The following is a 24,034-nucleotide window of genomic DNA, read 5'->3' as shown; positions in this document are numbered from 1 at the left end:
ACACCACCGAGGGATCGATCCGTCTGTCCACCGATCGATGGACAGACGGTCCCACGGGTCAGGCGGCGCCGGGCGCGCGGCCGGGGGAGGGCTGGGCGAGGTCCGCCAGCAGCTCCGTCCACCGCGCGCCGATGACCTCCATGTGGTAGTTCGCCGCGGTACGCAGGGCGTTGGCGCCCATCTCGCGGCGCAGTTCCTCGTCCTCGATGAGCCGGCCGATGCCCGCCGCCAGCTCCGCGGCCTTCTTGGAACGGACGAGCAGGCCGTCGTGCCCGTCGGTGATGATCTCCTTGGGGCCGTGCGGGCAGTTGAAGCTCACCACCGGCACTCCCTTGCTCATCGCCTCCAGGATCGTCATGCCGAAGCCCTCGTACCGCGAGCTCACCGCGTAGATCGAGGACTTGGACAGCTCGACGCCGATCTCCGGCGTGCTGCCCATCAGGAAGACCTTGTCCGACAGCCCGGCCTCGTCGATGCGCGCCTGGAGTTTCTCCTCGCGCTCGGGCGTGCCGCCGCCGTAGATGCGCAGCACCCAGTCCGGGTGCTCCTCGGCCACGGTCTTCCAGGCGTTGACCAGCCGGTCGAACCCCTTGGCCCAGACGATGCGGCCGATGCCGATGACGACCTTCTCGGTCAGGGGCGAGACGTCCCCGGCGAGCTCGGGGATCGCGTTCGGGATGCGCAGCAGCCGCCCCGGCGGGTTCTTGCGCAGCGCCTTGGCGTACTCCTTGCGGTCCGCCTCGGTGAGGGTGGCGAACGCGTCCAGCCTGCCGTAGCGCCGCTTGATCAGCGACTGGAGCTCGGGGCCGTGCGACTCGAAGGTGACGTGCTCCTGGCCGACGAGCACGACCTCCGGCGGCGCGAACAGGCTCATGACCAGGTTGAACCCGGGACGGGTCCCGATCACCACCCCGCCGCGCAGGGACCGCAGGAAGCGGAGGAGCCGCAGGTCCGTGAGCAGGCTCATGTTGTGGTACGCCTTCTCCTCCTTGGACACCAGCCTGCTCGGGCGCCGGGCGAGGAACTCGGCGAACCGGCCGCGCGGCGCCGTCCTGTCGTCGAGGAAGGTCACCTTCACGCCCGGCGGCATCGCGAAGAACGGCTCCTCGTTCGTGCGCACCAGGCTGACGATCTCGACCTCGCGCTCCCGGGACAGGTAGGCGGCGAGGTTGAGCACCGTGCGGATCGTGCCGCCCATGCCGTACGCGTGCAGCAGCAGGATGCGCACCGGTCCCGTCCCCCGGGGCGGCGCCTTGCGCAGTCGCCTGCGGTTGATGAGCCCGAGCAGCGCGAGCGCCGCGCGGGCCACGATTGCCCGTGCCCTCGTCATCACGCGGAACGCCCCCTGTGTCGTGAAGTCATTCGTGCCCTCGCAAGTCATTCGCCCAACGGCGCGGGGAAACGCGCATGCCCGGGAGGACGACCTCTTTCGTACTCCATCGGAGGTAAACGTGGGGTTAGCGCGCTCCCCGTACCAAGTCCCCTTGTTCATGATCTAGACGCATTGATCCCGGGGAAAAGTTGCGTCTTTTCGCGAAAAATTCGATGAGTGCTCGAATGGTTACCTAAAACGGGACATCGGGCAGGCGGCCCGCATCGGCGCTTTCAGGGCGCGACGGGTCCCCGCATGTCATCGGGACGGGCGCGCGCGGCGACCGGCCGAACGGCATTCGCATGCCGGGGGAGCGGTCTCCGGCCAGGTGATCACGCCGTGCGCCGATGGACCCGGCGCCGATGAACGCCCGATGAATCGGACGGCCGAGCTACCAGTGGAAATGCGGCCCGGGTGTGAACGATTTGCCGGGCGGCGCCGGTTTCTGGGCGTCTGTACGGATTCAGGGCACACGAAAGGCGCGGCACCGGGCCGGCGCCGCGCTCGGACCGCGGGAGGTCAGAAGAGGGTGTCGGTGCGCTCGATGCCGCGCAGGGCGTCGTAGTCCAGCGTGACGCAGCCGATGCCCCGGTCGGTGGCCAGCACGCGGGCCTGGGGCCTGATCTCCTGCGCGGCGAAGACGCCCTTGACCGGCGCGATCAGCGGATCGCGGTTGAGCAGCTCCAGGTAGCGCGTGAGCTGCTCGACGCCGTCGATCTCGCCGCGCCGCTTGATCTCGACCGCGACCGTGCCGCCGAGGTGGTCGCGGCACAGGATGTCGACCGGCCCGATCGCGGTGGGGTACTCCCTGCGGATCAGGGACCAGCCGTCGCCGAGCGTCTCGATGTGCTCGGCCAGCAGCTCCTGCAGGTGGGCTTCGACGCCGTCCTTGCGCAGGCCCGGGTCGACGCCGAGCTCGTGCGCGGAGTCGTGCATGATCTCCTCGATGGTGAGGATGAGCTGCTCGCCCGTCTTGCCGTGCGTGACGGTCCAGCCGCCCTCTTCCTCGCGCAGCCTGCACGGAGGGTTCATCCAGTTCAACGGCTTGAAGGCGCGGTCGTCGGAGTGAATCGACACCGAGCCGTCCGCCTTGACGAGGATGAGCCTGGGCGCCATCGGGAGGTGCGCCGTCAGCCGCCCCACGTAATCCACGCTGCAACGCGCGATGACCAGCCGCATGACCGCCAACCCTACCGCCCGCCCGGGGCCTCCGGGCGCCGATCGCCGACGCCCGTCCGGGTGGGGTCTTTTGAGGGGACGCCTGGCGCTCTGGGACACTTGCCGCGAGAGGAGGGCCGGATGTCACGGACATTTGAGACGGTCGGAGTCGTCGGGCTGGGCACCATGGGGGCCGGGATCGCCGAGGTGTTCGCCCGCGCCGGGCTCGCCGTCGTCGGGGTCGAGGTCGACGCCCAGGCGCTGGAACGCGGCCGGGGGCACGTCCTGCGGTCCACCGACCGCGCGGTGAGCAGGGGCAGGCTGTCCGAGGCCGGGCGCGACGAGATCCTCGGCAGGATCGCCTTCACCGGCTCGCTGGACGACCTGCGCGACGCCGACCTGGTGATCGAGGCGATCCCCGAGGTCATGGAGTACAAGCGCGCCCTGTTCACCGACCTGGACCTCGTGTGCAAGCCGGAGGCGGTCCTCGCGACCAACACCTCCTCCCTGTCCGTCACCGCCATCGCCTCGTTCACCGCGCGTCCCGGCCAGGTGGTCGGCATGCACTTCTTCAACCCCGCGCCGGTCATGCGGCTCGTCGAGGTCGTGCGCACGGTCGCCACCGCCGGCGGGGTGGCCGAGGACGTCGCCGAGCTGGCGCGGCGCGTCGGCAAGACCCCGGTGACCGTGGGGGACCGGGCCGGGTTCGTGGTGAACCGGCTGCTGCTCGGCTACCTCAACCACGCCGCGAGCCTCCTGGAGCTCGGCGTGGCCTCGCGCGACGACATCGACGCCGCGATGAGGCTCGGCGCCGGCCTGCCCATGGGCCCGTTCGCCCTGCTCGACCTGATCGGCCTGGACGTCTCCCACGAGGTCTGCGAGGTGCTGTTCGAGGAGAGCCGCGACCGCGTGCACGCGCCCGCGCCGATCCTGCGCGAGCTGGTCACCGCCGGGCTCCTCGGCCGCAAGAGCGGGCGCGGCTTCCACGCCCACGAGGGCGCCTCCGAGGCCGAAGCGGCTGCGGGAGGGACGCTCCCGGGGTCGGTGTGCGTGATCGGCGAGGGCGCCGACCGGCTGGTCTCCGAGCTGTCCGCCGCCGGCGTCAAGGCGGCCGACGCGCAGGAGGCCGACGTCGTGCTCGTGCTCTCCAGCACGCCGGTCGTCGAGCACGCCGCTCGGCTGCCCCGGCCCGAGAGGCTCGTCGGCCTGCATCTGGTCGGCGAGTGCGTGGCCGAGGTCGTCTCGACGGTGCTCACCTCTGCCGAGGCCGCCGGCGCGGCCGGGGAGGTCGTCCGGGCGCTCGGGCGCACGCCGGTCGCGAGCGCCGACCGCGCTGGGTTCGTGGTGAACGCCCTGCTGTACCCCTACCTCAACGACGCCGTGCGCATGTACGACTCCGGGTACGCCTCCGCCCCCGACATCGACGCCGCGATGCGGCTCGGCTGCGGCTACCCGGCGGGCCCGTTCGAGACGCTGGAGGCCGTCGGCCTGGCGACCGTCCGCGACGGCCTGCGCGCCCTGTACGCCGAGTACCGCGAGCCGTCGTTCGCCCCGGCGCCTCTGCTGGACCGACTTGTCACGGCCGGGGTGACGCGGGTCGAGGATAGGGGATAGGTACAGGAAGAAGATCCTGCGATCAGACGTTTGTGTCGACATGAGCCCCCGTCGTGCTCGCCGCATGGACCCCTGGGACCGAGGAGGACGCGCCGCGCCCGCGCGCCCGCTCGACGACGGTGTTCTACGGGGGATGGACCGGGTGGAGGAAGGGCCGGACGGAGAGTGGAAGGTCCGCATGGTGTCCGGCGGCGGCTCCGAGAAGGTCTACCGCTGCCCGGGATGTGACCAGGAGATCCGGCCCGGCCTGCCGCACCTCGTGAGCTGGCCCAACTGGACCGGCGGGGAGGGCGAGCGGCGCCACTGGCACACCGCGTGCTGGCGCAAGCGCACCGACCGCGGGCCCGGCCGCTCGCGGTACTGATCCGAAGCAAGAGCGGGCCGCCGCCCCGCACGGCCCCGGGACCGCCGGGGTGCTCGAAGGAGTTTGAGGAGCCGTCATTGGAGATCCGCTCGTCCACGATCCTGCCCGCCGCCCGGGAGGACATCGAGCTGCACACGGCCGACGGGCTCACGCTGGTGGGCGAGCTGGCCTCGCCGCCCGAGGGACGTCCCGCCGCGACGCTGATCTGCCTGCACCCGCTGCCCACGGCCGAGGGCATGATGGACAGCCACGTGCTGCGCAAGGCGTCCTACCGGCTGCCCGCGCTGGCGGGCCTGGCCGTGCTGCGCTTCAACACCCGGGGCACCGCCTCGGCCCGGGGCAGGTCCGAGGGGGCGTTCGACGAGGGTGAGGGCGAGCGGTTCGACGTGGCGGCGGCGCTTGAGTACGCCGAGTTCCACGACCTGCCGAACCCCTGGCTGCTCGGCTGGTCGTTCGGCACCGAGCTGGCGCTGAAGTGGGGGCACGACCCGCTCGTCCAGGGCGCGATCCTGCTGTCGCCTCCCCTCAAGCGCGCCGGCGACGCCGACCTGGACGCCTGGGCGCGGTTCGGACGGCCGCTGGTCGCGCTGGTCCCCGAGTTCGACGACTACCTGAGGCCCGAGGAGGCGCGGCGGCGGTTCGCGCGCGTCCCGCAGTCGGAGGTCGTCGGCGTGGACGGCGCCAAGCACCTGTGGGTGGGCGAGCCGTACGTCCGCGTCGTGCTGAACGAGATCGTCGGGCGGGTCAACCCCGCCGCTCATCCGCTGCCCACCGAAGTGTGAGTTCCCGCCCGCCCGGCGATGCCCTAGAATCTTGTTCGGTTTCGGACGAGGGAGGGCACATCCGTGGGTGCGTTTGATCTGTCGGGGCGGGGCGCGCTGGTCACCGGGGCGTCGCGCGGGATCGGGCGGGCCATCGCCCTCGCCTACGCCGCGGCGGGAGCCGACGTCGCGCTGGTCGCGCGGTCGCCGGAGAACCTGGCCGAGGTCGCCAAGGAGGTCGAGGCCCTCGGGCGCCGCGCGCACGTCATCCCGTGCGACGTCTCCGACCGGGACGCCGCGGCCGCGGCCGCGCTGGAGGCCGTCGAGCGCCTCGGCCACGTGGACATCGTCGTCAACAACGCGGGCGGCTCCAACTTCATGGTCCCGTTCAAGGACCTGCGCCTGTCGGGCTGGGACAAGCTGATGAAGCTGAACCTCGACTCCGCCATGGCGGTGTGCCACGCGCTCGCGCCGCACCTGCTGGAGCGCGGGTCCGGCTCGGTCATCAACGTGGCGTCCGTGGCAGCCCTGGGCGCGCCGTTCATGGCGCCGTACGCGGTCTCCAAGGCGGGCCTGGTCGCCCTGACCAAGACCCTCGCGCTGGAGTGGGCGGCGAGCGGCGTCCGCGTCAACGCCCTGTGCCCCGGCTGGACCGCGACCGACCTCAACCGCACCCTGTGGGAGGACGACAACGCCAGTAAGGCGACCGTCTCGTCCGTGCCCATGGGCCGCTGGGGCACGCCCGAGGAGATGGCCTCCCCGGCGGTGTTCCTCGCCGGCGACGCCTCGGCCTACATGACCGGGCAGGTGCTGTTCATCGACGGCGGCTTCACCGCGACCTGAGCGGCCGCGCCCGGGTCACATCCTGGCCTGGCGGGGCAGGACGACCTCACGGACGATCAGCGCCACCGCGGCCGCCACGGGGATCGCCAGCAGCGCCCCGACCGCGCCGAGCAGCGCTCCGCCGAACAACGCGGCGATCACCGTCACGGCGGGTGCGACGTCCACCGACCGGCGCATCACGCGCGGGTAGATGACATAGTTCTCGACCTGCTGGTAGACGATGAAGAAGATCGCGCAGGCGATGCCGAGCGTCGCGGACTGCAGGAACCCCACCGCGCTGACCAGCACCGCCCCCACCGTGGCGCCCACCAGCGGGATCAGGTCCGTCACCGCCACCACGAGCGCCAGCGCCAGCGCGTACCGCGCCCCGGCGATGGACAGGAACAGCCACGACAGGGCGCCCGCGATCACCGAGATCAGCACGTTGCCCGCGACGTAGCCGCCGATGCCCGCGAGGATCTCGTCGCCGATCGCCGACGTGCGGGCCCGGCGGGTCGCGGGCACCAGGCGCAGCATGTACTCCTTGATCGTCGGCAGCGAGGAGAGGAAGTAGAGGGTCAGCACCAGCAGCGTCAGCCCGGAGAAGAACGCGTCCAGCACCACCGCGCCCGCGCCGAGGATGCCCCCCGCGACGGCCGCCCCGAGGCCGCCGTTGGTGATGTAGTCCTGCACCTTGGCGAGGATCTGGTAGTCGGCGTCGAGCTGCTTGATCGTCGGGTTGCCCAGCAGTTCCTGCACGTAGCCGGGCACGGCGCTGATGAAGTCACTGGTCTGCTCGCCTACCGGCGGGACGATCGCGAGCCCGAACAGCCCGAACATGACGATCACGCCGAGGAAGACGATCGAGATCGCCCAGCGCCGGCCGAGCCCCCACCGCTGGAGCCCTTCGACCACGGGGTTGAGCCCCACGGCCAGGAACGCCGCCACCACGATCAGCACGATCACGCTGCGCGAGCTGACCAGGGCCTGGGCCAGGCCCCACGCCGTCAGCACGCCGAGCGCGGCCGTGAACCCCCACAGGAACGGCCCCCGGGCGAAGGGCTTGCCCGGCACGCCGTACGGCGCAGAGTCGTCCGTCGCGTCCGCGGCTACGGCCGGACCCGGGCCCGGGGCTGAGGCCGCGCGCCCGCCCGCCGTGCGGTCTTCGGAGGGCGTGGGATAGGGGACGCCCGCCGTGGGCAGGATATCGGTCACCTCCGCCGCGCCTGCGGCACCCGGCCTGCCGTGCGCGGCGGCTCTGGGCATGTCCGGACGCGGCACGGCGTCCGGGGCGGTATCGGGCACGAGTGCTCCTCGGCGTCACAGGGCGCGGACAACAGGAGAGCCTAGCGACCCTCATGATCGCCAGGCTCTCCTGGTAGCCGTCCTAACGCCCCATTTGTGGTACCTGCTCGGGGCTTACTCCTGCCACCACTCGGAATCGTCGTCGGCGGGAGCCGCGGCGCGCTGCGGAGCCGGCGCGGGGCTCGGCTTCTCACTCGCGACCGGCGTCGGCGCGAGGGCGGGCTTGGCGGGTGCGGCGGCCACCGCCGGGGCCTCGTCCATGCCCGGCAGCGCCGCGCCGCCGAGGAGCTGGCGCAGCTGCGCGAGGTGGCTGGTGATGCTGTCGCGCTGGCGGGTCAGCTCGTCCACCTGACGCTGGGCGAGGGTGCGGTTGCGCTCGGCCTCGGCCTTGGCGTCCGAGACGATCGACTCGGCGCTGGACTTGGCCTCCGCCACGAGCTGGTCGGCGTTCTTGCGGGCGTTCGCCAGCAACTGCTTGGCGTGCGTGTCGGCCTCGCGGCGGGTCTGCTCGGCCTGCTGGGTGGCCTTGGTGGCCCGCTGCTCGGCCGTGGCGGCGCGCTGCTCGGCCTCGGCGACCAGCTTCTGCGTCGCGGCCTGGGCGGTGGCGTGGCGCTCGGACTCCTGGCGCTCGGCCTCCTCGCGGCGGGCGGCGAGCTGGATCTCGAACTCGGCCTCGTCCTGGGCGCGCTTGGCCTCGGACTCCTCCAGGACGCGCTGGGCCTGGGCCCGCATCTCGTCGGCCTGGCGCTTGGCGGTGGTGAGCACCTCGTCGCGCTCGCGCTTGGTGGACGCGCGCAGCTGCGCGACCTCGCGCTCGGTGGTGGTGCGCAGCTTGGCGATCTCGCGCTCGGCGTCGGCGCGCTTCTCGGCGACCTCGTGGTCGGCGGTGGCCCGGAGCTTGGAGACCTCGCGCTCGGTGGTGGAGGTCAGCTCGTCGGCCTCGCGCTTGGCGGTCGAGCGGATCTCCTCGGCCTCGCGCTCGGCCGTGGTGCGCATCTCGTCGGCCTCGCGGGTGGCGAGCGCGCGCTTCTCGGCCGCCTCGTTCTCGGCGGCGGCGCGCGTGTCGGCGGCGTCGACCTTCGCCGCGGCCTTGATCTCGTTGGCCTCGGACCTGGCCGCCTGGACCAGCTCGGTCGCCTGCTCCTCCGCCAGGCGCAGCAGCTGCTCGATGCGGGCGCCCAGACCGGAATAGGTCGGGCGCTCCTGCTCCTGGAGCTGGCGCTGGGAATCGGAGAGCTCGCGCTGCGAGGAGGCGAGTTGCTCGCGTGCCTGACGCAACTCGGTGTCGAGTTGCTTGAGGTGGTCGTGCACCTGGTGCCGGTCGTAACCACGGAGAACCACGTCGAATTCCCGCGTGGGGGCGTCTTCGAAGAAATTGTTCAGCTGGGCGTCGATGTCGGACTGCATGAGGCTCGATCCTGGGTTGTCGAGACGGCTACACGGGCCGGACGGGGGGCGGACATCCGAGGCGGGAACCCGCTCCTATGGTCGCGCGCGCTGCGCACATGGCTGAGGGCCCGCTCTCGCGCGCCCTCGGGTGCTTGTGCTCGGCTCGCCCGTCCATGGTCGGGATCCACGTCCGGTGGTAGGCCAGCGTACTCCGGTGTTGCCGAATTGGAGGTCCCGTCCGACTTTCTGCGCGACTTGTTACGAATAAGCCATTGTTAAGTTTCGTCTGCTAGGACGGCCGGGGAGGGGACTCGACCAGCTCTGTCAAGACTCCTCCCACGTCCTTTGGATGAAGAAACGCGATTGACGTGCCCATTGCTCCGTGACGGGGCGACTTGTCCAGCAAACGCACTCCCTCGCCGCCGATGTGCTCCATCGCCGCGACGATATCGGACACTCCGTACGCGATGTGGTGAACGCCCTCGCCTCGCCGGGCGAGGAACTTCCCCACCGGCGTGTCGGGGCCCAGAGGTTCGAGAAGCTGGATGTAGGAGCCGCCTCCCTCGCCGTCGGCCACGTGCAGCATGGCTTCCTCCACCCCCTGCTCCTCGTTGATCTCGCGGGCGACGACCTTCACGTCGAAGACCGACCGATAGAACGCGATCTTCTCGTCGAGATTCTCGCAGGCGATGCCCACATGGTCGATTCTCATCAGCATTGCGTGTCCTCCGGTGCGTGTCGGTCTTCGCGGGCCGGGCGCCCTGAGCGAGGTCCCGTCGCGAGACCTCGCTCAAGCCGTCCGGCCCGGCCTGGGTATGGTGGCAAAGTCGCCTACGACCCCATCATGGAGGCCCTGGTGTCCGGTTCTTCCACCATCCCGCCCGGCATGTCGCGATCCGTCATCGTGGCGGGGGCCCGCACTCCCATCGGACGGCTGCTCGGCGCGCTGTCCGGCCTGTCCGCCGCCGACCTGGGCGGCATCGTGATCAAGGCGGCGCTGGAGCGCGCCGGCGTCGCGCCCGACCGGGTGCAGTATGTGATCATCGGGCAGGTACTCCAGGCCGGCGCGGGGCAGATCCCCTCCCGCCAGGCCGCCGTGAAGGCGGGCGTGCCGATGAGCGTGCCGTCGCTGACCATCAACAAGGTCTGCCTGTCCGGGCTCGACGCGATCGCCCTGGCCGACCAGCTCATCCGCGCCGGCGAGTTCGACATCGTGGTCGCGGGCGGCATGGAGTCGATGACCAACGCCCCCCACCTGCTGCCGGGGCTGCGCAAGGGCGTCAAGTACGGCGGCTCGGAGGTCGTCGACGCGATGGCCTACGACGGGCTGACGGACGTGTTCGACCAGGTCTCGATGGGCGAGTCCACCGAGCGGCACAACACCCGGCTCGGCCTCGGGCGCGAGGAGCAGGACGCCTTCTCGGCCAGGTCCCACCAGCTCGCCGCCGCCGCCATCAAGGACGGCCGGTTCGACGACGAGATCGTCCCGGTCACGCTGCCCCAGCGCAAGGGCGACCCCATCGTCTTCTCCACCGACGAGGGCGTGCGCGGCGACACCACCGTCGAGACGCTCGCCCGGCTGCGGCCGGCGTTCGCCGAGGACGGCACGATCACGGCCGGGTCGGCGTCCCAGATCTCCGACGGGGCCTGCGCCGTCGTGGTCATGTCCAAGGCCAAGGCCGAGGAGCTCGGGCTGCCCTGGCTGGCCGAGATCGGCGCGCACGGCAACGTCGCCGGGCCGGACAACTCGCTGCAGTCCCAGCCCGCCAACGCCATCTTCCAGGCCCTCGGCAAGCAGGGCCTCACCACCGACGACCTCGACCTGGTCGAGATCAACGAGGCGTTCGCGGCGGTCGTGCTCCAGTCGGTCAAGGAGCTTGGCGTGCCGCAGGACAAGGTGAACGTCAACGGCGGCGGCATCGCGCTCGGGCACCCCATCGGCGCCTCCGGCGCGCGCATCGTCCTGACCCTCGCCCACGAGCTGCGGCGCAGGGGCGGGGGCACCGGCGCGGCCGGCCTGTGCGGCGGCGGAGGCCAGGGCGACGCCCTGATCATCACCGTCCCGGCCTCCTGACCCCGGGGACCTCCTCGGCTCCGGCCGTCCGCCCCGCGTGATCAGGCGTCAGGCGCAGGTCGGTAGCGTCGTGCGGCCCCGCGCGTCAGGGCTCGTCGGCGTACTTCACCGTCACCTTGGTGAAGCCGAGGGACTTGAGCATGCCCTCGAGCATCAGCTTGGTGTTCTGGTCGGCGCGGTTGCGCAGGTCACTGGACCGGGCGGCCTCGGCGATCTTCCGTTCCGCCAGGACGTACAGCTCCTGCTGGTTCTGGGGGGAGCTGGACAGCATCTCCTGGACGCGGTCGAGCAGCCCGCGCTGCTGGGCGTAGACGTAGGACTTGTCGTTGTTCAGGTTCGTCTTCTCCAGCTGCGCGCGCGGCAGCCGCACGCTGACCTCGGTGCGGTCGGGGGAGACGGTGATCGCGTCCTTGGGCAGGCCCGAGAAGTCGACGTAGGCGTCCACGCTGCCCGCGCCGACGAACAGCGTGCGCGTGCCCTTGATGGCGTCGGGCAGGAACGCGGCGTCCTTCTCCAGGTCGACGATGACCTGGAAGTTGCCGCTGGCGGCCTGGAACCGGCTCATGTTCTGGATCGACTGGAGCAGGACCGGCTGACTGCGGTCGACGGTCGTCTCACCGAACGGGTTGAGGTACGACCAGGTGAGCCGGGCTCCCACGACCAGGAGCACCAGCACCACGAGCACGCCTGCGAGCAGGCGCCAGCCACGCCGGCGACGGCGCTCGACCGGCTCGGCCGGGGGCGCCGTCTGGGGGGTCGACATCTGGCGGTTCACGACCCGTCTCCTTCCCGAGATGAGGCCTTTCTCACATCATGTGCGGCCCCGTGCGGGAGCGCGGTCCCCGCCGCGCGCCCCGGGACTCACCTCGGGAACCCCGCCGGGGCCGGGGAGGGCGGGCTCGGCATGGTCGGGTACGGAGAGCCGGGGACGGACGACTGGCCCGGATAGCCCGGGACGGCCCGCACGCGCGGCCGGGGAGCAGTCCCGGCGCCGGGCGCCATGTGGTGGACGGCGAGCTGCCCGGCCGCGCCTCCGCCGAAATGGGACGCCTTCAGCCCGCACGTGGCGAAGTCGGTGTAGAACATGCGCAGCCAGTCGCGTCGCTGGCTCTCGGCCAGGCCGGAGAACCACGTGGCCGCCGCCTGGTGGCCCGGCAGCGGGCCGCTCGGGAGCGGCTCCCCGCGCAGCCAGGCCGTCACGATCGCTCGGTACCCGCCGGCTCGGGCGGTGCCGCACGGAGGCGCCAGCCGCTCGACGAACTCGGCCGCCGCCCGCGCGGCGAACCCCGGGGTGAGGTCGTCGACGTAGATGGGCACCACGCCCGGCGCTGGCGCGGTGGTGTCCGCGCGCGAGCGCTGCTCGGTTTCCGTCCGCGAGCGCTGCTCGGTGTCCATCCGCGAGCGCTGCTCGGTGTCCGTCCGCGAGCGCTGCTCGACCCGTGAGAAGGCCGCCGGCGTGCCCGTCAGGCGGGCGGCGATCGTCGTGAACGCCGCGCCCAGCTCGGTCAGCCCGCTGCGCATCCCGGGATGGACGCAGACGGTGATGGGCCATTCCTGGCAGCTGTAGACCATCGGCTCGGTCGCGGCCACGGCCTGCGGCTCGCCCAGCAGCCGCGCCATGCCCGTGCCCGCCGCGAGGACGGCCAGCATCGCCCCGGCCAGCGTCAGCGCGCGCCCGGTGACGGCGGCGGCCCAGGCCAGTAGCAGGGCGGTGGTCAGGCCGACCAGCCAGAGCGTCTGGTTGGCGAAGGCCCCCGGGCTCAGCCCCTCGAACGGGTCGTACGGCTGGGACAACGCGGGCGCGAGCCTGGCGGCCCAGGACGACCCCTGCGGCAGCGCCGTCAGCAGGCCGTACGCCCCCACGCCGGCCAGGGGAGGGGTGACCGGCCAGGGCATGGCCCACCCGGCGACCCACCCGGTCACCGTGTACAGCGCCAGCCCGGCGGCGCCCGCCGCCAGGCCCGTGGGCGCCAGATGGCCCGCCTGGTCGGTCAGGACGGCCTTCATCGCCAGCAGCGTGACGGTCGCCACGAAGGACCCCACCACGACGGCCAGGATCGCCAGCGGCGCCCTGAACACCTGCCAGCCGCTCGGCACGCGGCGCGGAGCCGCGCGGCGCCTGCGCACGGCCACCCAGGCCGCGAAGGCCGCCGCGACCGGCCCGGTCAGCCGCAGCGAGCCGATGACCGCGACGACGATGTTCTCCCACGCGGATATTTCGGGCACAAGGACGCTCCACGCCGCGAGCAGGCCCAGCGCGAGCAGTATCCCTACCGCCACGAGCGCGCTGTGCTTCAGCTCCTCCCGTGAAACGCCCCTCTGCTCAAGCACGGCCCCGCGTGGACCGGACGACCGGCCACGCTGCCCGTGCGCTCATGTTCTTCATACAGGACAACCCCCCGTGCCTGGATGAGCGACGCTGTGCGCCGGTGCCGGCCCCTTGGCACCTGTCGCCCGGCCGGTCCCCGCCACACCGGACGTCCACGGGCTCGTCTCGCCGTGCCTCGCGTCGCCGACGTGGTCTTCCCCGTGCTTTGGACCGGGCTTTGCCGCGCCTCATCTCTTGACATGCACACCATAACGGAGCGTGATGTTTGTCGTCCCCGTTCTTGGGTATCCGATGAAACTCAGTCACCCTGTGTCAGTGGTCCGCGCAGGCGCTAGCGTAGCGTTGTGTCCATCGGTGTACCGAAGCCGCTCAATCTGCCATTCGACCCAATCGAACGCGCCGCCGAGACCTGGCGCGTCCATTTCGGGCCGTCATCCGCCATGGCGGCCGTCACATCGATCATGAGAGCGCACCAGATCCTGCTGGGGCAACTGGACACGCTGCTCAGACCGCACGACTTGACGTTCGCCCGCTACGAGGCGCTCGTGCTGCTCACCTTCAGCCGCACGGGGTCGCTGCCGCTGTCGCGCATCGGCGAGCGTCTCATGGTGCATCCGACGAGCGTGACCAACACCGTCGACCGGCTGGAGCGCGCCGGGCTCGTGCGCCGCATGCGCAACCCCAAGGACGGGCGCGGGGTCCTCGCCGAGATCACCGACAAGGGACGCGAGCTCGTCGCCCGGGCGACCGCCGACCTGATGGCCGCCGACTTCTGCATGACGATGTACGGCGAGTCCGACCTGTCCGAGATGTTCGGCATGCTGCGCACGATCAGGGTGGCGGCGGGCGACTTCGAGCCCGGCGAAGACGAGTCCGGGCCGGACCACCGGGGGTGATGAGCCCCGGTGGTCCGGCCCGGACGTCATCGCCGGGCGCGGGCCCGCTAGTGGCCGACGGCGCGCAGGGCGTCGACGATGCCCCTGCCGTAGAAGCCGTTGGACGCCGTGGTCCCCTCGCACGTGTGCGTGGCGGTGACGGTGGCGCCGCTCGGAAGGTGGCGGGTGTAGGTGTAGGCGGGCGGGGTCGGGCAGGGCGTCTTGGTGGCCGTGCCCTTCAGGATCCCCTCGACGACGTCCGGGGCGAGCGTCTTGCCGCCGTTGCGCCAGTCGCGGTACCCGTACTTGCTGACGATCAGCGCCGCGACGCCGGTCGCGCGGGGCGAGGCCATCGAGGTGCCCTGCAGGTACTGGTAGTACGCGCAGGTGGCGCCGTCGCAGTCCTTCACGACGTAGTCGACGGTCGGGTCGCCGTTCTCGTCGATCTCGCCGTTGGCGATGGCGAGGGACTTCGGATAGGCCGACAGCGTCGTCTTGGTGATGTCCCGCGTGTTGCCGGGCGTGTCATACGCGTCGCCGCCGGGTGAGGCCACGTCGACGAACCCGTTGCCGTAGCTGGAGTAGTACGACTTGCGCTTGCTGATGCCGGTCGAGGAGACCGCGATCACGTGCTCGCCCTCGGTCGGCATCGAGGCGCAGCTCGGCGGGACCGTGCGGGAGTACGGCGCCTCGCCGGGCACGCTGGCGAAGTCGGGGCTGGTGGCGTCGATGTTGGTCTTGGTGTAGTCGATCGCCTGGTTGCCCGCGGCGGAGACCAGCGTGACGCCGTGCCGGTGGGCGTAGTTCAGCGCGCGCTGGGTCGCATTGATGATCGTCGCCTGCTCGGCGCGGTCCGCGGGGGAGTCCGCCGGGTTGTCGACGCAGTTGAACAGCCACGGGTCGATGTAGTAGCTCATGTTGACCACGTCGACGCCGATGTCGCCGGCGTAGGTCAGCGCGTCCACGCTGGGCTGCAGGAAGAAGTAGCCCGAGTCCTGGCCGGCCCGCAGGTTCACCAGCGTGACCTTGGGAGCCACGCCCGAGATGCCGAGCTTGTTGATCGGCGAGGCGATCGAGGACGCGACGTGCGTGCCGTGGCCGTCCTCGTCGACGTCGGCCGGGTCGTTGCAGGACTGGTCTGGCTCGTCCTCACAGGGACCGTCGACCACCTCGCCGTTGGCGTCGTAGGGGACGTCGACCGTGAAGTTGCGGCTGAGCGCCCGGTCGAAGTTGGGGGCGATGTCGGGGTGCGAGCCGTCGATCCCGGTGTCGATCACGCCGACGAGGACCTTCGGGTCTCCCTGCTCGTACTTGTGCGCCTCCTCGGCGTGGATCTGCTTCATGTCCCACTGCAGATCCGACAGCGGCTCGGCCTTGACCGAACGCTTGACCTTGAGCGGGCCGCCGTCGCCGCGGCCGGCCTTCTCGACGGCCTTGGACTGGATGGCCGCCTGGGTGCCGGCCGCCAGCCTGGCGGTCTTCGGGACGCTGCCGATGACACGGTCGTGGGCGACGCCCTCGATCGCGCCGTTGCCGGTGAGCGCCGAGGCGAAGCCGGGATTCGCGGTCGTCACGGTGGCCAGGCCGACGGCCTTGTTCACCTTGACGACCGTGCCACCCGCGGCCTCTATCGCCTTCTGGGCGTCTGCCGCAGCGGCGCCGTCTTTGTAAAGAACGACGTACTGGGTCGTTGCCGCGGGTTCGGCCGTCGTTGGGACGACGGCCTGCGCCGGGACCGCCACTGTCGCGGCGATCACGGCGGCAGCGGCGGAGACGACGATGACGCGTTTCACACCCACCTCCACGTGAGCTGAATTCATGCCGTGCCCATCGTTGGTGATATTCGTGCGTCAGGACAGTTGTGAGAGATTTCTGCGACAAAGGCGTGACATTCGGTGGAGGCCCCGGCGGTCCCGGTCGTGACCCTGAGCACGCGCGGGATGCGGCAGGATTGGACTATGAGCCCAGCGGACTTCACTCGACCGGCATCGTTGCAGGGGGCCGTGGACCTAGGTGCCCGCAAGCAGGCACTGGAAGCCCAGGCCCGCCGTGAGGCGGCCGCGGCGCAGGCCGCGGCGGGCGGCGGCCCCGCCCAGCCTCCTGCCGGCGCGGCCGTCATCGACGTCACCGATGAGACCTTCGCCACCGACGTGATCGAGCGCTCCATGCGCACGCCGGTCGTCCTCGACCTGTGGGCCACCTGGTGTGAGCCGTGCAAGCAGCTCAGCCCGATCCTCGAGAAGCTCGCCGCCGAGGCGGCGGGCCGGTGGGTGCTCGCCAAGGTCGACGTCGACAAGAGCCCCCAGATCAGCGGCGCCCTCCAGGTACAGAGCATTCCCACCGTCCTCGCCGTCTTCCAGGGGCAGGCCGTCACGGGCTTCCAGGGCGCGCTGCCCGAGGCCCAGGTGCGCCAGTGGCTCGACCAGCTCCTGACCGCTCTCGCGCAGTACCTGCCGCCGCCCGGCGAGGCGCCGGAGGGCCAGGAGGCGCCGCAGCCCGCGGTGGACCCGGACCTGCTGGCCGCCGAGCAGGCCATCGAGCAGGGCGACCTCGACGCCGCCGCCGCGGCCTACGAGCGGCTGCTCGCGCGGTCCCCGGCCGACCCCGACGCCAAGATCGGCCTCGCCGGCGTCGGCCTCGTGCGCCGCACCCAGCACCTCGACCCCGCGGCCGTCATGAGCCGCGCCGCCGCGAACCCCGCCGACGTCGAGGCGCAGACGCAGGCCGCCGACGTCGAGATCCTCGGCGGTCAGGTGGACGAGGCGTTCGAGCGGCTCATCCAGCTCGTCCGCCGCACCTCCGGCGACGACCGCGACCACGCCCGCCGCCACCTGCTCGGCCTCTTCGAGGCCCTGCCCTCGGGCGATCCCTCGGTGGCCAAGGCGCGCCGGTCCCTCGCCAACGCCCTGTACTGAGGCGCCGCCGCTCCCGCGCGGCGCCCCTCGCCTGCGGAGGGCGTCGCTCGCGGGCGGCCGGGGGCACCCGGGCCACCACCCCTAGGGCTCGGGCGGCGCCTCGAACGCGGCGGAAGCTCCCGGCCGCGTCTGGCACGATGGATACCCCCGGATGCAGGTCTCCCAGGGGAACAGGCGAGCCGGATGCACGACACCGGGCACCCGAGCACGCGGATCATGAAGTACCGCAAAGGAGCGGATTCCCGTGGCCACCGTGCCGAGTGTCTCTTACTCGATCACCGTCCGACTCGAGGTGCCTGCGGGCGGCAAGGCCGTCAGCCAGCTCACCCACGCCGTGGAGAACGCGGGCGGTGTGGTCACCGCCCTCGACGTGACCAACGCCGGTCACGAGAAACTCCGCATCGACGTCACCTGCGCGGCCAAGGACACCGACCACGCGCAGGCGATCGTCGACAGCCTCGACGCGGTCGAGGGTGTCGTCCTGCACAAGGTCAGCGACCGCACGTTCCTCATGCACCTCGGCGGCAAGATCGAGATGCAGTCCAAGGTGCCGCTGCGCAACCGTGACGAGCTGTCGATGGCCTACACGCCCGGCGTCGCGCGGGTGTCGCTGGCCATCGCCCGCAACCCCGAGGACGCCCGCCGCCTGACGATCAAGCGCAACACCGTCGCCGTGGTCACCGACGGCTCGGCGGTGCTCGGCCTCGGCAATATCGGCCCCGCGGCGGCGCTGCCCGTCATGGAGGGCAAGGCCGCGCTGTTCAAGCGCTTCGCGGGCATCGACGCCTGGCCCATCTGCCTGGACACCCAGGACGTCGACACGATCGTCGAGATCGTCCGGGCCATCGCCCCCGGGTTCGGCGGCATCAACCTGGAGGACATCTCGGCGCCGCGCTGCTTCGAGATCGAGCGCCGGCTGCGCGAGCTGCTGGACATCCCGGTCTTCCACGACGACCAGCACGGCACCGCGATCTGCGTGCTGGCCGCCCTGAAGAACGCGTTGCGCGTCGTCGGCAAGTCCCTGCCGGACGTGCGCATCGCCATGGCGGGCGCGGGGGCCGCGGGCACCGCCGTGCTTCGCCTGCTGCTCGCCGCCGGGGCGCGCAACGTCGTCGTCTGCGACTACCTCGGCGCGGTCCACCGCGGCCGCGGCGACCTGGACGCGTCGCTGCGCTGGATCGCCGACAACACCAACGGCGACGGGTACGGCGGCGACCTGCGGGGCGCGGTGAAGGGCGCGGACGTCTTCATCGGCGTCTCGGCCCCCGGCATCCTCACCGGCGACGACATCGCCGCCATGGCCGACAAGGCCGTGGTGTTCGCGCTGGCCAACCCCGAGCCCGAGGTGTCCCCGGACGACGCGCGCGAGCACGCCGCCGTGGTCGCCACGGGCCGCTCCGACTACCCCAACCAGATCAACAACGTGCTCGCCTTCCCCGGCGTCTTCCGCGGCCTGCTCGACGCGCAGTCGCGCACGGTCACCGAGGCCATGCTGCTCGCCGCGGCCAACGCCCTGGCGAACGTCGTGGCGGTCGAGGAGCTCGGGCCGAACTACATCATCCCCAGCGTGTTCAACCCGGACGTGGCGACGACGGTGGCGGCGGCCGTCCGCGAGTCCGCGGGCGGCAAGGCGCGCGGCTTCACCGAGGCCTGACCCCGCCCTGGGCCACCCTCTCGTCCCCGGACCCGGCCGGACGCCCAGCGGTGGCGGCGCCGGCCGGAGGCCCGGACTTCGATCAGGCGCCGGGAGGGCGGCGCGGGGCGTACAACGGGCGGGGACGCATGAGCGGCTCGGCGGGGGTGCGGCGCGGCCAGACCAGGCCCACCCACCACAACATGCCGCCGAAGACGATCAGGCCGCCGGCCGTGGCCACCTTGCCCCACAGGTCGGCGGGCGGCCCTGTGTACGGCAGCCGGCCGTACGGCTGGCGGATCAGCGGGTTGTAGCGGTGGGAGCGCACGCTCTCGGCGCGGTGGCCGCCGCTCCCCTCGTCGTCGGAGCTCTCGCTGCTCTCGCTGTAGACCGACTCGCGGTACTCGCCGTACGACTCCTCCCCGCTCTCGCAGCGCGACCAGACCTGGTGGCGCGTGGTGCCCTGCCCGGCGAGCGTGACCCCGATGCGCTCGGTGGAGCGCGGCTCGACGTAGACGGGGATCGTGCGCTGGACGCCCGGCCAGAGCAGGCCGTTGCGCACGAGCGTGTCGCCGCGGTAGACGGAGTATTCGACGGTGCCGTGGTCACGCGGCGCGGTCATCACGACGTTGGCCTTGCTCGCGGGGCACTCGACCCGGGAGACGCTGACGTCGACCCGGCCGTCGCGCGTGTCGCGTCCCTCGCCACCCTCGCCGATGCCGGCGGCATGGGAGGTGCGCGCGGCGGGGACGCCCACGGCCACGCCCACCGCCATGAGCGCCACGAGTATGAGGCGGTTCATGTGGGCTCTCCCTCTCGGTCACTGCCGTCTGCACGGGGCGGTTCGCACGAATCAGGGTCTTCCATCGCCGGCGTCTGACACGAAGAGTGCCCGATCGCACACCCAAAGTAACATGTCCGCGCCCGTGCGGCCGAGTGGCTGGGGGTGGGCGCGCATTAGGGGCATCACGCGTCATGATGGATGCATGGCGGAGGCGATCTACGTCGGCGGGCTGCTGGTGGCGACGCCACTGCTGGACGACCCGAACTTCCGGCGCGGCGTCGTGTTGATCCTCGAACACGACGAGGACGGCGGAACCCTCGGCGTGATGCTCAACCGGCCGAGCGAGGTCACGGTGAACCAGGTGCTCCCGTCCTGGGACCCGCTGGTCAGCGGACCTCCGGTGCTGTTCGAGGGCGGGCCGGTGCAGACCGACAGCGCGCTGGCGCTGGCCTCGGTGCCGAGCGGCCAGGAGCCGCTCGGGTGGCGCAGGCTGCACGCGGGCTCCTCGGCGGTGTCCAAGCTCGGCACGGTGGACCTGGACGCCCCTCCCGAGATCCTCGCGGGTGAGATAACACAGATGCGCATCTTCGCCGGGTACGCCGGATGGACGGCGGGCCAGTTGGAGGCCGAGATCCGCGAGGGCTCCTGGTACGTCGTGGAGGCGGAGCCGGGCGACACCTTCGACTCGCGTCCGGCCGACCTGTGGCGGGCGGTGCTGCGGCGTCAGCCCGGGGAGCTGGCCTTCGTGGCGACCTGCCCGGACGACCCGAAGTTGAACTGACACCAGCCGGGGCTCAGCGCCTCGACGGTGAGCGCCAGGGTCTTCTCCACGTTGCCGAACAGCTTGTCCAGCGAGCCGGCGTCGCCGGTGGCGCACTCGAAGCCCACGCGGATCGCCGAGGTGATGAACGCCACGAGCAGGCGCGGGCGCGGGTCGGCGTCGGGGTCGGTGCCCTGGCGGCGCGCGACCTCGGCGGTGAGCTTGGTCTCGATGTCCGCCATGCGGGCGAGGCCGGCCGTGATCAGGTGGGGGTTGGCCTCCATCACGTGCCGGTGCCTGACGTACCGCTCGGGGTCGATGGCCGCGGTGCGCCGGACCTCGCGGATGAACTGGCGGTAGGCGGCGGCCAGCGCCTGCAGGGGCGGCTCGTCGGCCGGGCGCGCGGCGAGCGCCGCGGTGACCACCTCGTCGTACTCGACCATGAAGTCGAGGGCCAGTTCCTCCTTGCTGCCGAAGTACCGGAAGAACGTCCGGGGTGAGACGTCCACCGCGGCGGCGATCTGGTCGACGGTGGTAGCCTCGAACCCTTGTTCGAGGAAAAGCTCGAAGGCGGCGTCGCTCAGGGCCAGCCGAGTCTGGTGCTTCTTGCGCTCCCTTAGACCCACCCCAGACACCTCCTCGAAATGTGTACTTCATATAGTGCCATAAGTCATCATCTGTCGCATAAAAGTGTTTGTCATCTGTCATCGACTGACATAAATTACGGGTCGTTGACTACTAGTCGAAACAGGGGGACCTCTCCATGGCTCAAGCGCTGGCCGCGCGCCCCGACGCGCCCGTCCGACGCGGCCACGGCCATCCGTGGCTGACGTTGCTGGCGGTCGCGCTCGGCGTGATCATGGTGATGCTCGACGGCACGGTCGTCGCCATCGCCAACCCCGTGATCGGCAAGGAGCTGGGGGCGTCGCTCTCGGACCTTCAGTGGATCACCAGCGGGTACCTGCTCGCCCTGGCCGTGTTCCTCATCACGGCGGGCAAGCTCGGCGACCTGTTCGGGCACAAGTCGGTGTTCCTCGTGGGCATCGCCGGCTTCGCCCTCACCTCGCTGGCCATCGGCCTCACCTCCTCCATCGGCATGCTGATCGCGCTGCGCGTCCTGCAGGGCCTGTTCGGCGCGCTGCTCCAGCCGGCCGCGCTCGCGCTGCTGCGCGCGGCGTTCCCGGCCGAGAAGCTCGGCATGGCGATCGGCATCTGGGGAGCGGCCATCGGCATGTCCAGTGCGGCCGGCCCCATCGTCGGCGGCCTGCTGGTCGAGAACGTGAGCTGGCAGTCCGTCTTCTTCATCAACGTGCCGGTCGGCGTCGTCGCGCTGCTCGTGGGCTTCTGGGTGATCAAGGAGAGCAAGGCCGAGTCGCTGTCCAAGGTCGACTGGCTCGGCGTGGTGCTGCTGTCCGGCGCCATGTTCTGCCTGGTGTGGGCGATCATCAAGGCGCCGGGCTACGGGTGGGCCGACGCCAAGACGCTCGGGTTCCTCGCGGGGGCCGTCGTGCTGGGGGCGGCGTTCGTCTTCTGGCAGACCCGGGCGAGCGAGCCGCTGCTGCCCCTCAGCCTCTTCAGCAACGCGTCCGTCTCCATCGGCACGGCGCTGATGGTGCTCATGGCCTTCTCGATGTTCGGCGCGATGTTCTTCCTCACGTTCTACTTCCAGGGCGTGCACGGCCTGTCCCCGCTGGAATCGGGCATGCGCATGCTGCCGATGAGCGCCGGCATGATCGTCGCCTCACCGCTGGCGGGAGTCCTGCTGAGCAAGTTCGGCCCGAAGGTGCCCATCGCCGTCGGCATGCTGATCACCGCCACCTCGATGTTCCTGCTCTCCCGCCTCGGGCTGGAAGCCGGCTACATCGACACCGCGATCCCGTTCGCGCTCCTGGCCTTCGGCCTGTCGCCGGTCATGGTCGGCGCCACCGAGGTCATCGTGGGCAACTCGCCGGAGTCGCTCAGCGGCGTCGCCGGCGGCATGCAGCAGTCGGCCATGCAGGTCGGCGGCTCGCTCGGCACCGCCGTCCTCGGCGCGCTCATCACCGCCAAGGTCGCGGACGTCCTGCCCGGCCACCTCGCCGCCGTGAAGATCCCCGCCACCGCGGCGCAGGTCGACGCGATGAGCAGCGCGGTCGCCCTCGGCGTCGCCCCCGTGCCCCCTGGCAGCCCCAAGCCGATCGCCGACGCCCTGACCCAGGCCTCCCACCTGTCCTTCCTCGACGGCATGCACTTCGGCTTCGGCGTCTCCGTCATCGTCGCCGTGGTGGCCGCCGCCCTGGCCCTCTTCGTCCGCGCCGGCCGCAAGGTCGAAGACGCCCCCGTCCACGTGGGCTAGGAAGTTCGGGGCGCAACGAAAGAACACCGACCAAAGGGCGCCCCGAACCCGCCGAGCTGAGCGAGGCCATAGGCACGTTCGGGGCGCCGACTCTCAGGCGCCCCGAACCGCCGTGCCGGAGGCACGGCCATATACACGGCACACACCAAATAAACTCGTCTGGTGAGCACGAAGATCCTTCCTGAGAGCGAAGTACGCCCGAACCTCTCGCATGGTGACGAGGGTGACCACGAGCGGTTCTCGCACTACGCCGACAAGAACAAGATCACCGAGAGTCTGGTGACCGGCGTTCCGATCCGGGCGCTCTGCGGCAAGGTCTGGGTGCCGAGCCGTGATCCCAAGAAGTACCCGGTCTGCCCGGAGTGCAAGGAGATCTACGAGGGCCTGCCCAAGGGCGAGTCCGGCGACTCCTGAGGCCCGCCCGCGGGCTTGAGACGGTACGGCGTCCCGCCGGACCGTGAGCCGCAGTGAGGCCCGTGCGTCCCCGACGGAGTGTTGCTCCCCGGCGAACGCGCGGACTGCGGCTAGCGTCAGCACTCTGACCTGCGACGACGGGGGAGTGCATGGTGCGGCGCACGGTGGCCGTGTCTTTGGCGTCCGTGGTTTCCTTCGTGTGCCTCGGCACAGGGGGCGGCCTTTCCGGCCCCGCCCGGGCCGACGGCGCGCGCTCGTGCGACCGCACCCGGGCGCCGGAGTCCGGGACGCACCGTGACGAGCCGTACACCCCGGACGCCGACGACGCCGCGCGGATGCTGGCCGGCATGCGGCGCCGCCTGGGGCACGCGCCCGCCCCGCCCCGGCGCGAGCCCGCCACGACGACGGTGCCCCTCTGGGTCCACGTGATCACCGACGGGCGCGAGGGCGTCCCGGACACCGCGATCGGGCCACAGGTCGAGACGCTCAACGCCGCGTACGGCGGGCGGCTCGGCGGCGTGGACACCGGCATCAGGTTCGAGCTGCGCGGTGTGACGCACACCGACAATCCGGTGTGGTTCCGCAAGCCGCTGCTCAGCGAGACCGCCATGAAGCAGCGCCTGCGCAGGGGCGGCCCCGAGACCCTCAACCTCTACATCGCCCAGCTCGGCGAGCTCGTGCTCGGGTACGCGACCTACCCGCACTGGTACACCGGCCGCCCGTCCAACGACGGCGTGGTCATCGACTGGCGCAGCCTGCCGGGGGGTTCCCTTCGGGACTTCTCCAAGGGCTACACGGCCGTCCACGAGATCGGCCACTGGTTCGGCCTGCTGCACACGTTCGAGAACGGGTGCTCCCCGCCCGGCGACTCCATCGACGACACCCCGCCCGAGGCGACGCCCACGCAGGGCTGCCCCGTGCGGAAGGACACCTGCCCCGACCTGGGCGAGGATCCGATCCACAACTTCATGGACTACGCCCACGACCGCTGCATGTCCCAGTTCACCGCCGGCCAGGCCGTCCGCATGCGCAACATGTGGACCGCCTACCGCACCCCCGCAGTCTGACCGGTCGGGGCGCGGCGGAACACCGACTCTCAGGCGCCCCGAACCAGCCGAGCGGAGCGAGGC

General features: G+C 71.4%; 22 protein-coding genes. 12 read left to right on the top strand and 10 right to left on the bottom strand.

Annotated features, from left to right (window positions below; genetic code table 11):
* Nucleotides 1-58 precede the first annotated feature (58 nt).
* Nucleotides 59-1,330: a glycosyltransferase family 4 protein gene (locus DQ384_RS12980; RefSeq protein ID WP_114029011.1), complete on the bottom strand. Its 1,272-nt coding sequence runs from the start codon at nt 1,328-1,330 to the stop codon at nt 59-61.
* Between the two features lie 561 nt (nt 1,331-1,891).
* On the bottom strand, nt 1,892-2,551 hold the full coding sequence (gene nucS, locus DQ384_RS12975; protein ID WP_114029010.1) for an endonuclease NucS: 660 nt from the start codon (nt 2,549-2,551) through the stop codon (nt 1,892-1,894).
* Between the two features lie 120 nt (nt 2,552-2,671).
* Here nucS and DQ384_RS12970 point away from each other — a divergent pair, with 120 nt between their 5' ends.
* The 4 genes from DQ384_RS12970 to DQ384_RS12955 all read left to right on the top strand — a co-directional run bounded on the left by DQ384_RS12970 (nt 2,672) and on the right by DQ384_RS12955 (nt 6,112).
* Nucleotides 2,672-4,144 (top strand): 3-hydroxyacyl-CoA dehydrogenase family protein, encoded by a 1,473-nt coding sequence (locus tag DQ384_RS12970; protein ID WP_114029009.1) that lies wholly within the window; start codon nt 2,672-2,674, stop codon nt 4,142-4,144.
* Between the two features lie 133 nt (nt 4,145-4,277).
* Nucleotides 4,278-4,508, top strand: a complete 231-nt coding sequence (locus DQ384_RS12965; RefSeq protein ID WP_245966432.1) for an ATP/GTP-binding protein — start codon at nt 4,278-4,280, stop codon at nt 4,506-4,508.
* Between the two features lie 77 nt (nt 4,509-4,585).
* A complete protein-coding gene (locus tag DQ384_RS12960) occupies nt 4,586-5,290 on the top strand; it encodes an alpha/beta hydrolase (protein WP_114029007.1) in 705 nt (234 codons plus the stop codon).
* Nucleotides 5,291-5,353: 63 nt separating this feature from the next.
* Nucleotides 5,354-6,112, top strand: coding sequence for an SDR family NAD(P)-dependent oxidoreductase (locus DQ384_RS12955; RefSeq protein ID WP_114029006.1), 759 nt, complete (start codon nt 5,354-5,356; stop codon nt 6,110-6,112).
* A gap of 15 nt (nt 6,113-6,127) precedes the next feature.
* Here DQ384_RS12955 and DQ384_RS12950 read toward each other — a convergent pair whose 3' ends face one another.
* The 3 genes from DQ384_RS12950 to mce form a co-directional block, all read right to left on the bottom strand.
* Nucleotides 6,128-7,396 carry an AI-2E family transporter gene (locus DQ384_RS12950; protein ID WP_245966431.1) on the bottom strand — a complete coding sequence of 423 codons (1,269 nt, stop codon included), beginning with the start codon at nt 7,394-7,396 and terminating at the stop codon, nt 6,128-6,130.
* A 114-nt stretch (nt 7,397-7,510) separates the two neighbouring features.
* The gene (locus tag DQ384_RS12945; protein ID WP_114029005.1) at nt 7,511-8,803 is read right to left on the bottom strand and encodes a DivIVA domain-containing protein; all 1,293 of its coding nucleotides are present in this window, start codon (nt 8,801-8,803) and stop codon (nt 7,511-7,513) included.
* Between the two features lie 271 nt (nt 8,804-9,074).
* A complete protein-coding gene (gene mce / locus DQ384_RS12940; RefSeq protein ID WP_114029004.1) occupies nt 9,075-9,503 on the bottom strand; it encodes a methylmalonyl-CoA epimerase in 429 nt (142 codons plus the stop codon).
* Nucleotides 9,504-9,671: 168 nt separating this feature from the next.
* Between mce and DQ384_RS12935 the strand changes: the two genes are divergently transcribed.
* The gene (locus tag DQ384_RS12935) at nt 9,672-10,859 is read left to right on the top strand and encodes an acetyl-CoA C-acetyltransferase (RefSeq protein WP_114029209.1); all 1,188 of its coding nucleotides are present in this window, start codon (nt 9,672-9,674) and stop codon (nt 10,857-10,859) included.
* Nucleotides 10,860-10,944: 85 nt separating this feature from the next.
* Here the strand turns inward: DQ384_RS12935 and DQ384_RS12930 are convergent, their stop codons facing one another.
* Together DQ384_RS12930 and DQ384_RS12925 are read right to left on the bottom strand one after the other, a co-directional pair.
* Nucleotides 10,945-11,634: a DUF4230 domain-containing protein gene (locus tag DQ384_RS12930; protein WP_245966430.1), complete on the bottom strand. Its 690-nt coding sequence runs from the start codon at nt 11,632-11,634 to the stop codon at nt 10,945-10,947.
* 86 nt (nt 11,635-11,720) lie between these two features.
* Nucleotides 11,721-13,190 (bottom strand): hypothetical protein, encoded by a 1,470-nt coding sequence (locus tag DQ384_RS12925; RefSeq protein WP_147268758.1) that lies wholly within the window; start codon nt 13,188-13,190, stop codon nt 11,721-11,723.
* 348 nt (nt 13,191-13,538) lie between these two features.
* Between DQ384_RS12925 and DQ384_RS12920 the strand changes: the two genes are divergently transcribed.
* A complete protein-coding gene (locus tag DQ384_RS12920; protein ID WP_114029207.1) occupies nt 13,539-14,084 on the top strand; it encodes a MarR family winged helix-turn-helix transcriptional regulator in 546 nt (181 codons plus the stop codon).
* Between the two features lie 47 nt (nt 14,085-14,131).
* Here the strand turns inward: DQ384_RS12920 and DQ384_RS12915 are convergent, their stop codons facing one another.
* On the bottom strand, nt 14,132-15,856 hold the full coding sequence (locus DQ384_RS12915) for a S8 family serine peptidase (RefSeq protein WP_245966429.1): 1,725 nt from the start codon (nt 15,854-15,856) through the stop codon (nt 14,132-14,134).
* Nucleotides 15,857-16,021: 165 nt separating this feature from the next.
* Between DQ384_RS12915 and DQ384_RS12910 the strand changes: the two genes are divergently transcribed.
* Nucleotides 16,022-16,978 carry a tetratricopeptide repeat protein gene (locus DQ384_RS12910; protein WP_114029001.1) on the top strand — a complete coding sequence of 319 codons (957 nt, stop codon included), beginning with the start codon at nt 16,022-16,024 and terminating at the stop codon, nt 16,976-16,978.
* Nucleotides 16,979-17,222: 244 nt separating this feature from the next.
* Nucleotides 17,223-18,632: an NAD-dependent malic enzyme gene (locus DQ384_RS12905; RefSeq protein WP_114029000.1), complete on the top strand. Its 1,410-nt coding sequence runs from the start codon at nt 17,223-17,225 to the stop codon at nt 18,630-18,632.
* Between the two features lie 82 nt (nt 18,633-18,714).
* On the opposite strand, the gene DQ384_RS12900 is transcribed toward DQ384_RS12905, so the two are convergent.
* Nucleotides 18,715-19,413, bottom strand: coding sequence for a hypothetical protein (locus DQ384_RS12900; protein WP_114028999.1), 699 nt, complete (start codon nt 19,411-19,413; stop codon nt 18,715-18,717).
* Nucleotides 19,414-19,597: 184 nt separating this feature from the next.
* Between DQ384_RS12900 and DQ384_RS12895 the strand changes: the two genes are divergently transcribed.
* A complete protein-coding gene (locus DQ384_RS12895) occupies nt 19,598-20,176 on the top strand; it encodes a YqgE/AlgH family protein (RefSeq protein WP_114028998.1) in 579 nt (192 codons plus the stop codon).
* Here the strand turns inward: DQ384_RS12895 and DQ384_RS12890 are convergent.
* Nucleotides 20,119-20,781: a TetR/AcrR family transcriptional regulator gene (locus DQ384_RS12890; RefSeq protein WP_181871177.1), complete on the bottom strand. Its 663-nt coding sequence runs from the start codon at nt 20,779-20,781 to the stop codon at nt 20,119-20,121. The genes DQ384_RS12895 and DQ384_RS12890 overlap by 58 nt on opposite strands.
* A 137-nt stretch (nt 20,782-20,918) precedes the next feature.
* Here DQ384_RS12890 and DQ384_RS12885 point away from each other — a divergent pair, with 137 nt between their 5' ends.
* From DQ384_RS12885 to DQ384_RS12875, 3 genes are all read left to right on the top strand, one after another.
* The gene (locus DQ384_RS12885; protein ID WP_114028996.1) at nt 20,919-22,490 is read left to right on the top strand and encodes a DHA2 family efflux MFS transporter permease subunit; all 1,572 of its coding nucleotides are present in this window, start codon (nt 20,919-20,921) and stop codon (nt 22,488-22,490) included.
* Nucleotides 22,491-22,652: 162 nt separating this feature from the next.
* Nucleotides 22,653-22,904: a DUF3039 domain-containing protein gene (locus DQ384_RS12880; protein ID WP_114028995.1), complete on the top strand. Its 252-nt coding sequence runs from the start codon at nt 22,653-22,655 to the stop codon at nt 22,902-22,904.
* A gap of 164 nt (nt 22,905-23,068) precedes the next feature.
* On the top strand, nt 23,069-23,971 hold the full coding sequence (locus tag DQ384_RS12875) for a zinc metalloprotease (protein WP_245966428.1): 903 nt from the start codon (nt 23,069-23,071) through the stop codon (nt 23,969-23,971).
* Nucleotides 23,972-24,034 lie beyond the last annotated feature (63 nt).

It is taken from the genome of Sphaerisporangium album, assembly GCF_003323745.1.
GTDB lineage: Bacteria > Actinomycetota > Actinomycetes > Streptosporangiales > Streptosporangiaceae > Sphaerisporangium > Sphaerisporangium album.
Note: the sequence above shows the minus strand (reverse complement) of the source record. Positions and strands in the feature narration are given on the sequence as shown.

What these genes read in the sequence shown, in the direction of transcription:
- DQ384_RS12980 (WP_114029011.1), bottom strand. Translation starts at nt 1,330, where the DNA reads ATGACGAGGGCACGGGCAATCGTGGCCCGCGCGGCGCTCGCGCTGCTC.
- nucS (WP_114029010.1), bottom strand. Translation starts at nt 2,551, where the DNA reads ATGCGGCTGGTCATCGCGCGTTGCAGCGTGGATTACGTGGGGCGGCTG.
- DQ384_RS12970 (WP_114029009.1), top strand. Translation starts at nt 2,672, where the DNA reads ATGTCACGGACATTTGAGACGGTCGGAGTCGTCGGGCTGGGCACCATG.
- DQ384_RS12965 (WP_245966432.1), top strand. Translation starts at nt 4,278, where the DNA reads ATGGACCGGGTGGAGGAAGGGCCGGACGGAGAGTGGAAGGTCCGCATG.
- DQ384_RS12945 (WP_114029005.1), bottom strand. Translation starts at nt 8,803, where the DNA reads ATGCAGTCCGACATCGACGCCCAGCTGAACAATTTCTTCGAAGACGCC.
- mce (WP_114029004.1), bottom strand. Translation starts at nt 9,503, where the DNA reads ATGCTGATGAGAATCGACCATGTGGGCATCGCCTGCGAGAATCTCGAC.
- DQ384_RS12935 (WP_114029209.1), top strand. Translation starts at nt 9,672, where the DNA reads ATGTCGCGATCCGTCATCGTGGCGGGGGCCCGCACTCCCATCGGACGG.
- DQ384_RS12910 (WP_114029001.1), top strand. Translation starts at nt 16,022, where the DNA reads ATGAGCCCAGCGGACTTCACTCGACCGGCATCGTTGCAGGGGGCCGTG.
- DQ384_RS12900 (WP_114028999.1), bottom strand. Translation starts at nt 19,413, where the DNA reads ATGAACCGCCTCATACTCGTGGCGCTCATGGCGGTGGGCGTGGCCGTG.
- DQ384_RS12895 (WP_114028998.1), top strand. Translation starts at nt 19,598, where the DNA reads ATGGCGGAGGCGATCTACGTCGGCGGGCTGCTGGTGGCGACGCCACTG.
- DQ384_RS12885 (WP_114028996.1), top strand. Translation starts at nt 20,919, where the DNA reads ATGGCTCAAGCGCTGGCCGCGCGCCCCGACGCGCCCGTCCGACGCGGC.